Origin of the sequence: Streptomyces actuosus (genome assembly GCF_016921115.1) — a bacterium.
Classification (GTDB): domain Bacteria; phylum Actinomycetota; class Actinomycetes; order Streptomycetales; family Streptomycetaceae; genus Streptomyces; species Streptomyces actuosus_A.
In genome coordinates, this window is record NZ_JAFFZS010000029.1 from 1 (window position 1) to 13,902 (window position 13,902).

The 13,902-nt window shown below is 71.8% G+C and carries 10 protein-coding genes; all 10 read left to right on the plus strand.

Annotated features, from left to right (window positions below; all coding sequences use genetic code 11):
- Nucleotides 1–428 precede the first annotated feature (428 nt).
- The 10 genes from nrtL (at nt 429) to prfA (ending at nt 13,892) form a co-directional block, all read left to right on the plus strand.
- Nucleotides 429–1,403 (plus strand): ArgS-related anticodon-binding protein NrtL, encoded by a 975-nt coding sequence (gene nrtL / locus JS756_RS27215; RefSeq protein ID WP_205385868.1) that lies wholly within the window; start codon nt 429–431, stop codon nt 1,401–1,403.
- Between the two features lie 19 nt (nt 1,404–1,422).
- Nucleotides 1,423–2,814, plus strand: coding sequence for a diaminopimelate decarboxylase (gene lysA / locus JS756_RS27220; protein WP_205385869.1), 1,392 nt, complete (start codon nt 1,423–1,425; stop codon nt 2,812–2,814).
- A gap of 168 nt (nt 2,815–2,982) precedes the next feature.
- Entirely contained in the window at nt 2,983–4,275 is a 1,293-nt protein-coding gene (locus tag JS756_RS27225) for a homoserine dehydrogenase (protein ID WP_205385870.1), read from the plus strand.
- Between the two features lie 6 nt (nt 4,276–4,281).
- Nucleotides 4,282–5,340: a threonine synthase gene (thrC, locus tag JS756_RS27230; RefSeq protein WP_205385871.1), complete on the plus strand. Its 1,059-nt coding sequence runs from the start codon at nt 4,282–4,284 to the stop codon at nt 5,338–5,340.
- A gap of 311 nt (nt 5,341–5,651) precedes the next feature.
- Nucleotides 5,652–6,569: a homoserine kinase gene (gene thrB / locus JS756_RS27235; RefSeq protein ID WP_205385872.1), complete on the plus strand. Its 918-nt coding sequence runs from the start codon at nt 5,652–5,654 to the stop codon at nt 6,567–6,569.
- A gap of 400 nt (nt 6,570–6,969) precedes the next feature.
- Nucleotides 6,970–8,970 (plus strand): transcription termination factor Rho, encoded by a 2,001-nt coding sequence (rho, locus tag JS756_RS27240; protein WP_205385873.1) that lies wholly within the window; start codon nt 6,970–6,972, stop codon nt 8,968–8,970.
- A 223-nt stretch (nt 8,971–9,193) separates the two neighbouring features.
- Nucleotides 9,194–10,987 (plus strand): trypsin-like serine protease, encoded by a 1,794-nt coding sequence (locus tag JS756_RS27245; RefSeq protein ID WP_205385874.1) that lies wholly within the window; start codon nt 9,194–9,196, stop codon nt 10,985–10,987.
- Nucleotides 10,988–11,244: 257 nt separating this feature from the next.
- Complete coding sequence (locus JS756_RS27250; protein WP_205385875.1) at nt 11,245–12,369, plus strand: LCP family protein; 1,125 nt, start codon at nt 11,245–11,247, stop codon at nt 12,367–12,369.
- Between the two features lie 122 nt (nt 12,370–12,491).
- Nucleotides 12,492–12,716 (plus strand): 50S ribosomal protein L31, encoded by a 225-nt coding sequence (gene rpmE / locus JS756_RS27255; protein ID WP_031039396.1) that lies wholly within the window; start codon nt 12,492–12,494, stop codon nt 12,714–12,716.
- A gap of 108 nt (nt 12,717–12,824) precedes the next feature.
- Nucleotides 12,825–13,892 carry a peptide chain release factor 1 gene (gene prfA, locus JS756_RS27260; protein WP_205385876.1) on the plus strand — a complete coding sequence of 356 codons (1,068 nt, stop codon included), beginning with the start codon at nt 12,825–12,827 and terminating at the stop codon, nt 13,890–13,892.
- Nucleotides 13,893–13,902 lie beyond the last annotated feature (10 nt).

Below are 13,902 nucleotides of genomic sequence, written 5' to 3' on the forward strand. Positions count from 1 at the left end.
AGCCGCACCTCCCCGCGTCCGTCGCGCCGCGCACCCGGCGTCGAAGCCGCACCTCCCCGCGTCCGTCGCGCCGCGCACCCGGCGTCGAAGCCGCACCTCCCCGCGTCCGTCGCGCCGCGCACCCGGCATCCCTGCCAAACACCCGCACCCGACGCACCGCACAGTCGGCGGCGACCCTGATACCCCCACCCCCGACGCGCCGCACACCCACCCCCGAAACCTCGCGCCCCGCCTGCCGATGCGCCGCGCCCCTCCCGAAGCCGCGCACAGCAGCTGTCGGGGAAGTGGAGCCCGGCCTTCCCGTGTCGGCGTACCCGCGCCGCCCCGCCCCGCCCCGGTCGCCGCAGCTCGCCCTGCCTCGTCCACATGCCGGGACCTCCGGCAAACCGGCTCGCCTACCCACCCCCCTCCTCCCCTACGCTTGTCCCGTGACCCCCGTCGAGCTCTCGCGCACCGTGCTGCATGCCGTGCGCCGTGCTGTCGACGAGGGGGAGCTGAGCGTGGCTGTTCCTGAGCGGGCCGTGGTCGCGGCGCCCGGGCCCGGGGGGTGCGGGGACTACGCCACCGGCATCGCGCTCCAGCTGGCCCGTCCCGCCAAGCGGCCGTCCCGGCAGGTCGCCGAGGTCCTGCGCGGCCATCTCGTCCGCGCCGACGGCGTCGCGGCGGTCGAGATCACCGGGCCCGGGTTCCTCAACATCAGCCTCGACGGCGGCGGTACGGCGGACCTCGTGCGGCGCGTCCTGCGGGACGGGCCGCGGTACGGGCACTCCGGCGCCCTCGCCGGGCAGACCGTGCGGGTCCGCGTCCCGGACGAGATCCGTGCCCGGGTCGTCGCCGACGCCCTCGGCCGCCTCGTCGCCTCCCAGGGCGGGCGCCTCGACGTCGTCCCCGAGGGCGACGGCGTCGCCGATCTGCGGCCCGTCCCCGCGCCCGGCGACCCCGCTTCCCTCGGCCCCGACGCCGCCCGCTGGGCCCTGCTGCACCCGGCCCCGCACGACCGGCCCCGGATCGGCGCCGAGCATCTCGTCCAGCGGGAGAGCAACCCCCTCTTCCGTGTCCGGTACGCCCACGCCCGCACCCGGGCCCTGCACCGCAACGCCGCCGACCTCGGCTTCGGCCCCGAGCCCGGTGACGTCACCGTCGCCCCAGCACTCCCGGGCGCGCTGGCCGACCATCCCCGCGTCCTCGGCGCCGCGGCCACCCACCGCGCCCCCGACCGGCTCGCCCGGCACCTGGTCGTCGTCGCGGACGCCGCCCTGCCGTTCCTGCCCACCGTGCTCCCGCGCGGTGCGGAGAAACCCTCGGCCGCCCACCGTGCCCGGCTCGCCCTCGCCACAGCCGCCGGGACGGTGCTGGCCGGCGGCCTGTCCCTGCTCGGCATCGACGCACCCGACCACCTCTGAGCCAAGAAGAGACCCAGACATGAGCCGTTCCGCACACCCCGCCGGGCCCCGTCACGCCGATGTCCTGCCCGAGGGCCACTACTCCGCCCCGCCCGCCGACCTGAACGCCCTCGACCCCAAGGTGTGGGCGCAGACCGTCGGCAGGAACGGGGAGGGCGTGGCGACGGTCGGCGGCATCGACGTCAAGCGGCTCGCCGAGGAGTTCGGCACCCCCGCCTACATCCTCGACGAGGCCGACTTCCGGGCCCGGGCGCGCGCCTGGCGCACCGCCTTCGGCACGGAGGCCGACGTCTTCTACGCCGGGAAGGCGTTCCTGTCCCGTGCCGTGGTCCGCTGGTTGCACGAGGAGGGGCTCAACCTCGACGTCTGCTCCGGCGGCGAGCTCACCACCGCGCTGTCCGCGGGCATGCCGGCCGACCGCATCGCCTTCCACGGCAACAACAAGTCGACCGAGGAGATCGAGCGCGCGGTGCGCGCCGGCGTCGGGCGCATCGTCCTCGACTCCTTCCAGGAGATCGTCCGCGTCGCCCACGTCGCGCAGTCCCTCGGCAGGCGCCAGCGGGTGCAGATCCGGGTCACCGTCGGCGTCGAGGCCCACACCCACGAGTTCATCGCCACCGCCCACGAGGACCAGAAGTTCGGGATCCCGCTGGCCGGCGGGCAGGCCGCCGAGGCCGTGCGGCGGGCGCTGCAGCTGGAGGGCCTGGAGCTGATCGGGATCCACTCCCACATCGGGTCGCAGATCTTCGACGTGTCGGGCTTCGAGGTCGCCGCCCACCGCGTCGTGGGGCTGCTCAGGGACATCCGCGACGAGCACGGCGTCGAGCTGCCCGAGATCGACCTCGGCGGCGGCCTCGGCATCGCCTACACCAGCGGCGACGACCCGCGCGAGCCCCATGAGATCGCCAAGGCCCTCACCGAGATCGTCACCCGCGAGTGCGAGGCCGCGCGGCTGCGGACCCCGCGGATCTCCGTCGAGCCGGGGCGCGCCGTCGTCGGGCCGACCGCCTTCACGCTCTACGAGGTCGGGACCGTCAAGGCCCTCGACGGGCTGCGCACGTACGTGTCCGTCGACGGCGGCATGTCCGACAACATCCGCACGGCGCTCTACGACGCCGAGTACAGCGTCGCCCTCGTCTCGCGCACCTCCGACGCCGAGCCCATGCTCACGCGGGTCGTCGGCAAGCACTGCGAGAGCGGTGACATCGTCGTGCGGGACGCGTTCCTGCCCGCGGACCTGGCGCCCGGCGACCTGATCGCCGTGCCGGCGACCGGCGCGTACTGCCGGTCCATGGCGAGCAACTACAACCACGTGCTGCGTCCGCCGGTCGTCGCCGTCCGCGACGGTGAGGCCCGGGTGATCGTCCGCCGGGAGACCGAGGAGGACCTGCTGCGTCTCGACGTGGGGTGAGGGCCGGGGGACCGGGACACCGGGTGGCCGGGCGGCGGGCGGAAGATCTCCTGTCGCCGCCCGGTGGGAAAATGAAATAGACGTCTCACGATCCGGACCAGGGGCAGAAAGTCCGGTCCGGTGAGTGAGACTGGTCCAACCGTAGACGGTATGAGGAAACGAGGTCGGATGATGCGTACGCGTCCGCTGAAGGTGGCGCTGCTGGGCTGTGGGGTTGTCGGCTCAGAGGTGGCGCGCATCATGACGACGCACGCCGACGACCTCGCCGCCAGGATCGGTGCCCCGGTCGAGCTGGCCGGTGTCGCGGTACGGCGGCCCTCCAAGGTCCGCGAGGGCATCGACCCGGCACTCGTCACCTCCGACGCCACCGCCCTCGTCAAACGGGGGGACATCGACGTCGTCGTCGAGGTCATCGGGGGCATCGAGCCCGCCCGCAGCCTCATCACCACAGCCTTCGAGCACGGCGCCTCCGTCGTCTCGGCGAACAAGGCCCTGCTCGCCCAGGACGGGGCCGCCCTGCACGCCGCGGCGGGACAGCACGGCAAGGACCTCTACTACGAGGCCGCCGTCGCCGGCGCCATCCCGCTGATCCGGCCGCTGCGCGAGTCCCTCGCCGGCGACAAGATCAACCGGGTGATGGGCATCGTCAACGGGACGACCAACTTCATCCTCGACAAGATGGACTCCACGGGCGCCGGCTACCAGGAGGCCCTCGACGAGGCCACCGCGCTGGGCTACGCCGAGGCCGACCCCACCGCCGACGTGGAGGGCTTCGACGCCGCGGCCAAGGCCGCCATCCTCGCCGGGATCGCCTTCCACACGCGCGTGCGCCTGGACGACGTCTACCGCGAGGGCATGACCGAGGTCACCGCCGCGGACTTCGCCTCGGCCAAGGAGATGGGCTGCACCATCAAACTGCTCGCCATCTGCGAGCGGGCCGAGGACGGCGGCTCCGTCACCGCGCGTGTGCACCCGGCGATGATCCCGCTCACCCACCCGCTGGCCTCCGTGCGCGGCGCGTACAACGCCGTCTTCGTCGAGTCCGACGCGGCCGGCCAGCTCATGTTCTACGGCCCCGGCGCCGGTGGCTCGCCCACCGCCTCGGCCGTGCTCGGCGACCTCGTCGCCGTCTGCCGCAACCGGCTCAGCGGGGCAACGGGGCCCGGCGAGTCGGCGTATGCCGCCCTGCCTGTCTCCCCGATGGGCGACGTCGTCACGCGCTACCACATCAGCCTCGACGTGGCCGACAAACCGGGTGTGCTCGCTCAGGTCGCCACCGTGTTCGCCGAGCACGGGGTGTCCATCGACACTGTTCGCCAGCAGGGCAAGGACGGCGAGGCCTCCCTCGTCGTCGTCACCCACCGCGCGTCCGACGCCTCCCTGTCGGGGACCGTCGAGGCGCTGCGCAAGCTCGACACCGTGCGGGGTGTCGCCAGCATCATGCGGGTTGAAGGAGAGTAACCAGCAATGACTCACCAGTGGCGCGGAATCATCGAGGAGTACCGGGACCGGCTGCCGGTGTCCGACACGACGCCGGTCGTCACCCTCCGCGAGGGCGGTACCCCGCTCGTGCCCGCGCAGGTGCTCTCCGAGCGCACGGGCTGCGAGGTCCACCTGAAGGTCGAGGGCGCCAACCCCACCGGGTCCTTCAAGGACCGCGGTATGACGATGGCGATCAGCAAGGCCAAGGAGGAGGGCGCCAAGGCCGTCATCTGCGCCTCCACCGGCAACACCTCCGCCTCCGCCGCGGCGTACGCGGTGCGCGCCGGCATGGTGTCCGCGGTGCTCGTGCCCCAGGGCAAGATCGCGCTCGGCAAGATGGGGCAGGCGCTCGTCCATGGCGCCAAGATCCTCCAGGTCGACGGCAACTTCGACGACTGCCTCACGCTCGCCCGCGCGCTGAGCGACAACTACCCCGTGGCGCTGGTGAATTCGGTCAACCCGGTGCGTATCGAGGGCCAGAAGACGGCGGCGTTCGAGATCGTGGACATGCTGGGCGACGCGCCCGACATCCACGTCCTGCCGGTCGGCAACGCCGGCAACATCACCGCCTACTGGAGGGGGTACCGGGAGTACGCCGCCGACGGCGTGTCGACCCGGACCCCGCGGATGTGGGGCTTCCAGGCCTCCGGCAGTGCCCCGATCGTGCGCGGCGAGGTCGTCAAGGACCCGTCCACCATCGCCACCGCCATCCGCATCGGCAACCCGGCCTCCTGGCAGTACGCCCTGGCCGCGCGCGACGAGTCGGGCGGCCTCATCGACGAGGTGACGGACCGTGAGATCCTGCGCGCCTACCGCCTGTTGGCCTCGCAGGAGGGTGTCTTCGTCGAGCCCGCCTCCGCCGCGTCCGTCGCCGGCCTGCTCAAGGCCGCCGAGCAGGGCAAGGTCGACCCCGGCCAGCGCATCGTGTGCACCGTCACCGGAAACGGCCTGAAGGACCCCGACTGGGCCGTCGCCGGCGCACCGCAGCCGGTCACGGTCCCCGTCGACGCGGCCACCGCGGCCGAGCGTCTCGGCCTGGTGTAGCGGATGTCCCCGGGTGGGGTGGGCGGGCACGCGGCCGTTCTCGGGACGGCCGCGTAAACCGACCCTCACCTGGGGAAGTTCCCTACAGAGGGTGCACAGAGGGCTTGCGACACGCATCGTGCGCCTCCCATGCGCCCTATGTCGCCACAGAACCTTCCTTCGATAGGCTGTACCGAACCCGCCCGCCGCATATGCCCCCAGGCGCATGTGCCGCAGCTCCGCGTCGTCCGCGCGGTCCGGGGGTTCGCGGACTCCTGTCGGATGTCCGACGTCATTCGACCATCACGCAGCTCAAGGAGAGTCAACGAGCGATGGCCGGTCCAGCGTTCCGCGCCGCCGCCGTCCGGGTGCGCGTCCCCGCCACCAGCGCCAACCTCGGTCCGGGCTTCGACGCCCTGGGCCTCGCGCTGGGGTTGTACGACGACGTCGTCGTCCGGGTGGCCGACTCAGGGCTGCACATCGACATCGCAGGTGAGGGCGGCGAGACGCTGCCGCGCGACGAGAGCCACCTCCTCGTCCGCTCCCTGCGCACCGCCTTCGACGCCCTGGGCGGCCAGCCGCGCGGCCTGGAGATCGTCTGCGCCAACCGCATTCCGCACGGCCGCGGCCTCGGCTCCTCCTCCGCCGCCATCTGCGCCGGCATCGTGGCCGCCCGCGCGGTGACCATAGGCGGCGAGTCCAAGCTCGACGAGGCGGCGCTGCTCGAACTCGCCACCGAGATCGAGGGCCACCCCGACAACGTCGCGGCCTGCCTGCTCGGCGGCTTCACCCTCTCCTGGATGGAGAACGGCGCCGCCCGGGCGATCAGGATGGACCCGGCCGATTCCATCGTTCCGGTGGTTTTCGTGCCCGGGAAGCCGGTCCTGACGGAGACCGCGCGCGGTCTGCTCCCGCGCACCGTGCCGCATGTCGACGCCGCTGCCAACGCCGGCCGCGCCGCCCTGCTCGTCGAGGCGCTGACCAGGCGTCCCGAGCTGCTGCTGCCGGCCACCGAGGACCGCCTGCACCAGGAGTACCGGGCGCCCGCCATGCCGGAGAGCACGGCGCTGGTGGAGCGGCTGCGGGCCGACGGGATCCCGGCGGTCATCTCCGGCGCCGGGCCGACGGTCATGGCGCTCGCCGACGCGGAGACCGCGGACAAGGTGGAGGCCCTGGCGGGCTCGGACTGGGCCGCGAACCGGCTGGGCCTGGACCGGGAGGGAGCCGTCGTGCTCCCGCTGGCGACCTGACACGGTCGCCGGATTAGGAGAGGGGGAATGTTTGTTGGATCCGGTAGTGTTAACCTCAAGTCTGCACCCGACCCCACCATGGCGAGGTGCCTCGTGTCCCCGTCCGGGACAGACATTCTTCCGGGAGCTCCCCACGCCGCACAGTGTTTCGTACGCCGTACCTGGGCAGTACGCCGTACAGAGGGGCTGAGCGGATCGCCGGGCACGCTCCGGAATCGGTGCGACCACGCCACGTGACACCGGGTGCCACGGCTCCAGGAAGCGCCATCACCAGTTATTTCCTCCGCCGCTGTGGCGGACCACCGCCCCGGTACGGTCCACAAGGATGGGACCGAAGCCGGACAGCACAACCGGTCGCCGAGCCAGACAGGCCGACGTCCGCTCCAGGGAAGGACCCTTCGTGAGCGACACCACCGATCTGATGGGCGCACGTGTCGAGGAGACCGCTGCCGCGCCCGCCACGGACGCCTCCGCGCCTGCTGCCGGTGCCGGCTCCCGGCGGCGCCGCGGTACCGGCCTCGAGGGCATGGTGCTGGCCGAGCTGCAGCAGGTCGCATCCGGCCTCGGCATCAGGGGCACGGCGCGCATGCGCAAGAGCCAGCTGATCGAGGTCATCAAGGAGGCGCAGGCCGGCGGCGGTGCCCCGGCCAAGGCCGAGGCCGCCACCGAGGCCAAGCCGAAGCGCCGCACCACCTCCCGGGCGCGCACCGGCGAGGAGGCCTCCGCCGTGAAGAAGGCCGACAAGGCCAACAAGGCCGACAAGGGCGACACCGCGGACAAGGTCGAGAAGGCCGCCGAGGCCCCTGCCGAGAAGGCGCAGGCCCAGCAGCAGATCGAGATCCCGGGCCAGCCCGCCGCCGGCGACGAGCCCGCCGCTGAGCGCCGTCGCCGCCGCGCCACCGCCGAGGCCGGCAGCCCCGAGACGGTCGCCGCCGAGGCCAAGAACGAGCCCAAGGCCGAGACCCCGGCCGCCTCGCAGCAGCAGGAGAGCAGGTCCGAGGCCGGCGAGGGCGCCGAGGGCCGCCGCCGGGACCGCGGCCGCGACCGCGGCCGGGACCGCGACCGCCGCGGCAAGGGCGACGACCAGCAGGGCCAGCAGCGCGGTCAGCAGCAGGGCCAGCAGGGCGGCGGCCGTCAGGACCGCCAGCAGCAGGACGACGACGACTTCGAGGGTGGCCGCCGTGGCCGTCGCGGCCGCTACCGCGACCGCCGGGGCCGTCGCGGCCGCGACGAGGTGTCCGAGCCGCAGATCACCGAGGACGACGTCCTGATCCCCGTCGCGGGCATCCTGGACATCCTCGACAACTACGCCTTCATCCGCACCTCCGGCTACCTGCCGGGCCCGAACGACGTGTACGTGTCCCTCGCCCAGGTCCGCAAGAACGGCCTGCGCAAGGGCGACCACATCACCGGTGCGGTCCGTCAGCCCAAGGAGGGCGAGCGCCGCGAGAAGTTCAACGCGCTCGTCCGCCTGGACTCCGTCAACGGCATGGCGCCCGAACACGGCCGCGGCCGACCGGAGTTCAACAAGCTGACCCCGCTGTACCCGCAGGACCGCCTGCGTCTGGAGACGGACCCTGGCGTCCTCACCACCCGGATCATCGACCTGGTCTCGCCGATCGGCAAGGGCCAGCGCGGTCTGATCGTGGCCCCGCCGAAGACCGGCAAGACCATGATCATGCAGGCGATCGCCAACGCGATCACCCACAACAACCCCGAGTGCCACCTGATGGTCGTCCTCGTCGACGAGCGTCCGGAAGAGGTCACCGACATGCAGCGGTCGGTCAAGGGCGAGGTCATCTCCTCGACCTTCGACCGCCCCGCCGAGGACCACACCACCGTCGCCGAGCTCGCCATCGAGCGCGCCAAGCGCCTGGTGGAGCTGGGCCACGACGTGGTCGTCCTGCTGGACTCGATCACGCGTCTGGGCCGCGCCTACAACCTGGCCGCCCCGGCCTCCGGCCGCATCCTGTCCGGTGGTGTCGACTCCACGGCGCTCTACCCGCCGAAGCGCTTCTTCGGTGCGGCCCGCAACATCGAGGACGGCGGCTCGCTGACCATCCTCGCCACCGCCCTGGTGGACACCGGGTCCCGCATGGACGAGGTGATCTTCGAGGAGTTCAAGGGCACCGGCAACATGGAGCTCAAGCTCGACCGGAAGCTCGCCGACAAGCGCATCTTCCCGGCGGTCGACGTCGACGCGTCCGGCACCCGCAAGGAGGAGATCCTCCTCGGTGCCGAGGAGCTCGGCATCGTCTGGAAGCTGCGCCGCGTCCTGCACGCCCTGGACCAGCAGCAGGCGATCGAGCTGCTCCTCGACAAGATGAAGCAGACCAAGTCGAACGTCGAGTTCCTGATGCAGATCCAGAAGACGACGCCGACTCCGGGCAACGGCGACTGAGTCGAGTCCCCTTCCGCGCACGCCGTACAGAAGTCCCGTTCCGTCACCCAGGTGACGGGGCGGGACTTCCGCCTTGTAAGATCGGCGAGCTGAAGGCGGGGGGGAACGTGTTTTCGGATACGCCTGCTGAGACGCTCCGGGCTGTCGTCGTACAGCGTCCGGGGCCCGGCGGGGTTCTTTCTCTCTCTCCTGCGAGCAGCCCTTACGGCGACAGGAGATCTGAGTGACATCTACACACCGAAGAGCGCGGCGCGCTCTTCCCGCGGCTGCCGCCGCACTCGCGCTGGGAAGCGCGGTTCTGACAGCCGTTCCGGCCGAGGCGTCCGGCACGGCTCCGCTTCCGGCCCCGAAGGCCGCCGAGAAGCTGCCCAGCGCCTCGCAGTCCGAACTGCTCGCCCGTGTCGAGGGCGCCCAGACCGCCCTCCAGGACGACGGCGCCGCCGCGTCGACGTCCGACGCCACGAGCGGCGACAGCCCCGAGGCCTCGTCGTCCTCCACCGTCGATCCGAAGATCATCGGTGGCACGGAGGCGAGTATCACCGAGGCGCCGTGGATGGTGCAGCTGCACTACTACGACGACAAGGGCACCGCGGACACCTCCGACGACGAGGGCTACTTCTGCGGCGGCACCCTGGTCGCCCCGACGAAGGTCCTCACGGCCGCGCACTGCGTGTACGGCCTGGACTGGTCGAAGAACGGCGCCGTCCTGGCCGGCACCAGCCAGCTGCCGGACGGGAACGACCTGCACGGCGGCCGGGTCGCCGGCGTGTGGCGCCAGTGGGTCAACCCCACGTACAACGACAGCACCATCGCCGGGGGCGACCTCGCGGTGCTGACGCTGACCGAGGCGCTGCCGTACAAGACGCTGCAGGTGACGTCGAGCTCCGACAGCGTCTCCTACAACAGCGGCACTCCCGCGACGGTCTACGGCTGGGGGCGCACCACCAGCTCTCCCGGCAGCGACATCTCGCTGACGCTGAAGAAGGCGACCATTCCGATGCAGGCGGACTCCGCCTGCACGTCGTACTACGGCAGCGACTTCGTGCCGGGCCAGATGGCCTGCGCCGGCAACCCCGCCACGGGCGAGGACGCCGGCACGGTCTCGCCGTGCAACGGCGACTCCGGTGGTCCCCTCGTGGTCAACGGGCGGATCGCCGGTGTGGTGTCGTGGGGCGTCAAGGACTGCGTGGAGTCGGGCGCGTACAGCGTCTACGCCAAGACGCGGACCTACGTCGGTGCGGTCAACGCGCGCATCGACGACACCGACGCGGACTTCGACGGCCTGGGGGACCTGTTCGCCCGCACCTCGGGCGGCTCGGCCTACGAGTACTACTCCCTGGGCAACAAGTGGCCGTACCTGGCCAACCGCGTCGACCTCGGTGACTGGGGCGGCCTGAGCCTGGTGCGCACGGCCGACCTCAACCGCGACTTCTACCAGGACTACCTGTTCCGCACCCCGGACGGCGTCCTGTACAACTGGGCGTTCAACGGTTCGGACCGCTACGAGGCGTACCGGATCGGCGGCGGCTGGAACGTGATGAAGAACATCGCGGTCCCCGGTGACCTCAGCGGCGACGGCAAGCCCGACCTGGTCGCGCAGGACAAGTACGGCGTCCTGTGGCTGTACCCCGGCCAGGGCAACAACTACGCCTTCGGGTCCCGTGTCCGGATCGGCGGCGGCTGGTCCAGCTACACGATCACGGGCAAGCGGGACTACAACAACGACGGCAAGCCCGACCTGCTCGCGCGGGACGGCTCCGGCGTGCTGTGGCTCTACCCGGGCACGGGCAAGGCGTCGCCGGCGCTCGGCACCCGGATCCGGGTCGGCGGTGGCTGGTACATCTACAACGCCTTCGCCTCTCCCGGTGACCTCACCGGCGACGGCAAGCCCGACCTGCTCGCGCGGGACGGCTCCGGCGTCCTGTGGCTGTACAAGGGCCGCGGCGTCTCGTCCTCCGTGTTCGAGTCGCGCGTCCGCGTCGGTGGCGGCTGGGGAGTCTTCGACCTCCTCGGCTGAGCATCGCGCACCACATCGCGTCCCACGGGCGTGAGACGGGCCGCCTCCGGTCTCCGGAGGCGGCCCTTCCCGTTGCCCGCCGCGCCTCGGACGGGAAGGACCCCGGCGCCCGGCCCGGCCGTCACCATCCGTGACCTTCGGTGCCTCTCCGTGTGAATCATCACACAGGGGGGATGTCACGCTGTGCAACCCTTTGGCACGGAAAGCCCGTCCGGCCGAACGGAGTGATGATGGAGACGTAGAGAGCCGAGGTGCGCATGACCGCCGATCGCACGCCGGAGTCCGGCATACGACACCGAGCCCGGGGCCGCCGACGCAGGCCCCGCAGGCATTCCAAGGCGCTGCGCGTCGCGGCCTGGACCGCCGCGGGCATCGTCGTCCTCGGCGGCACCGGCATCGGCTACGTCTACTTCAAGCTCAACGGCAACATCAGAAGCGTCGACATCGACCAGGCCCTCGGCACCGACCGGCCGAAGGGGGCCGGCAACGGCTCCGAGAACATCCTCGTGCTCGGTTCCGACAGCCGCTCCGGGGGCAACCGGAAACTGGGCGGCGGCCCCGACGACGGCAGCGCCCGCTCGGACACGGCCATGATCGTCCACGTCTACCAGGGGCACCGGCGGGCCGCCGTCGTCTCGCTCCCGCGCGACACCCTCGTCGACCGCCCCGCCTGCACCGACGACCGCGGCACCACACACCCGGCCGTCCACGGCGTGATGTTCAACTCCGCCTACTCCACCGGCGGCGCCGCCTGCGCCGTCAAGACGGTCGAGACCCTGACCGGCCTGCGCATGGACCACTACCTGGAGGTCGACTTCAGCGGCTTCCAGAAGCTCGTCGACACACTCGGCGGCGTGACGGTCACCACCAGCGAGGACATCGACGACCCCAAGAGCCACCTCACGCTCGAGGCCGGCACCCACCGGCTCGACGGCGAGCAGGCCCTGGGCCTGGTCCGGACCCGGCACGGCGTCGGCGACGGCTCCGACCTGGGCCGCATCCAGCTCCAGCAGGCCTTCATGAAGGCGCTCGTCGACCGGATCCGGCACATCGGCGTCTTCACCAACCCCAAGAAGCTCTACGACCTCGCCGACACCGCGACCCGGGCCGTGACCACCGACTCCGACCTCGGCTCGGTGAACTCCCTGATGTCCTTCGCGGGCGGCCTGAAGGGCATCGGCGCCTCCGGACTGCACATGGTGACCCTGCCGGTGCGGTACGACCCGGCCGACCCCAACCGCGTCGTCGTCGCCGAGGCCAAGGCCCGGGAGGTCTTCGCGGCCCTGAAGAACGACCGGCCGATCCCCGCCGCGGCGACCGAGGGGACCGCCACCGGCGAGGCCCAGGGCGTGGTGACCCCGGGCGCCGCACCGGGGGAATAGATCACGCGGGCCCCCGGTTTGGGGAGAAGGCGCCAGTCCTGGCAGACTGGTACGTCGGCTCCGGTTCACGCTCCCGCATCCCGCGGCTGCGACCCGGCGCCCTCCCCGACATAGGAGACACCTTGAAGCGCGACATCCACCCCGAGTACGTCGAGACCCAGGTCAGCTGCACCTGCGGCGCGTCGTTCACCACCCGCAGCACCATCGAGTCCGGTACCGTCCGGGCCGAGGTCTGCTCCGAGTGCCACCCGTTCTACACGGGCAAGCAGAAGATCCTCGACACCGGTGGCCGTGTGGCCCGCTTCGAGGCCCGCTTCGGCAAGGCTGCCGCCGGCTCCAAGAAGTAGCGAGCCCCATTTCGCCGGTCCACGGCAGTACGCCCCGCAAGGCGTGCGCCGGGACCGGCGTTTTTGGTCGCCCGCCCTTCCCTTCGTCCGCAGTATCAGGAGCCCAAGATGTTCGAGGCCGTCGAGGAACTCGTCGCCGAGCACGCCGACCTGGAGAAGAAGCTCGCCGATCCGTCGGTCCACGCCGACCAGGCGGGCGCGCGCCGGCTGAACAAGCGCTACGCCGAGCTCACCCCGATCGTCACCACGTACCGCTCCTGGAAGCAGACCGGCGACGACATCGGGGCCGCCCGTGAACTGGCCGCCGACGACCCCGACTTCGCCGCCGAGGTCAAGGACCTGGAGCAGCAGCGCGAGGAGCTCACCGAGAAGCTGCGCCTGCTGCTGGTCCCGCGGGACCCCAGCGACGACAAGGACGTGATCCTGGAGATCAAGGCCGGCGCCGGCGGCGACGAGTCGGCCCTCTTCGCGGGCGACCTGCTGCGCATGTACCTGCGCTACGCCGAGCGCGTGGGCTGGAAGACCGAGATCATCGACGCCACCGAGTCCGAGCTGGGCGGCTACAAGGACGTCCAGGTCGCCGTGAAGGCCCGCGGGCAGATCGAGCCGGGCCAGGGCGTGTGGGCGCGCCTGAAGTACGAGGGCGGCGTGCACCGCGTGCAGCGCGTGCCCGCCACCGAGTCCCAGGGCCGCATCCACACCTCCGCCGCCGGCGTGCTCGTCACCCCGGAGGCCGAGGAGGTCGACGTCGAGATCAACGCCAACGACCTCCGCATCGACGTCTACCGCTCCTCCGGCCCCGGCGGCCAGTCCGTCAACACCACCGACTCCGCCGTCCGGATCACGCACCTGCCCACCGGAGTCGTCGCCTCCTGCCAGAACGAGAAGAGCCAGCTGCAGAACAAGGAGCAGGCGATGCGTATCCTGCGCTCCAGGCTGCTCGCCATGGCGCAGGAGGAGGCGGAGAAGGAGGCCGCCGACGCCCGCCGCAGCCAGGTCCGCACCGTCGACCGCTCCGAGAAGATCCGCACCTACAACTTCCCGGAGAACCGCATCTCGGACCACCGCGTCGGGTTCAAGGCGTACAACCTCGACCAGGTCCTGGACGGCGACCTCGCCGCGGTGATCCAGGCCTGCGTGGACGCGGACGCGGCGGCGAAGCTCGCAGCCGCGTAAGGCACGGACG

Bases quoted from the DNA above. Each gene is read 5' to 3' on its own strand.
- lysA (WP_205385869.1), top strand. From the start codon at position 1,423: ATGAGCCGTTCCGCACACCCCGCCGGGCCCCGTCACGCCGATGTCCTG.
- prfA (WP_205385876.1), top strand. From the start codon at position 12,825: ATGTTCGAGGCCGTCGAGGAACTCGTCGCCGAGCACGCCGACCTGGAG.
- thrB (WP_205385872.1), top strand. From the start codon at position 5,652: ATGGCCGGTCCAGCGTTCCGCGCCGCCGCCGTCCGGGTGCGCGTCCCC.
- JS756_RS27250 (WP_205385875.1), top strand. From the start codon at position 11,245: ATGACCGCCGATCGCACGCCGGAGTCCGGCATACGACACCGAGCCCGG.
- thrC (WP_205385871.1), top strand. From the start codon at position 4,282: ATGACTCACCAGTGGCGCGGAATCATCGAGGAGTACCGGGACCGGCTG.
- JS756_RS27225 (WP_205385870.1), top strand. From the start codon at position 2,983: ATGATGCGTACGCGTCCGCTGAAGGTGGCGCTGCTGGGCTGTGGGGTT.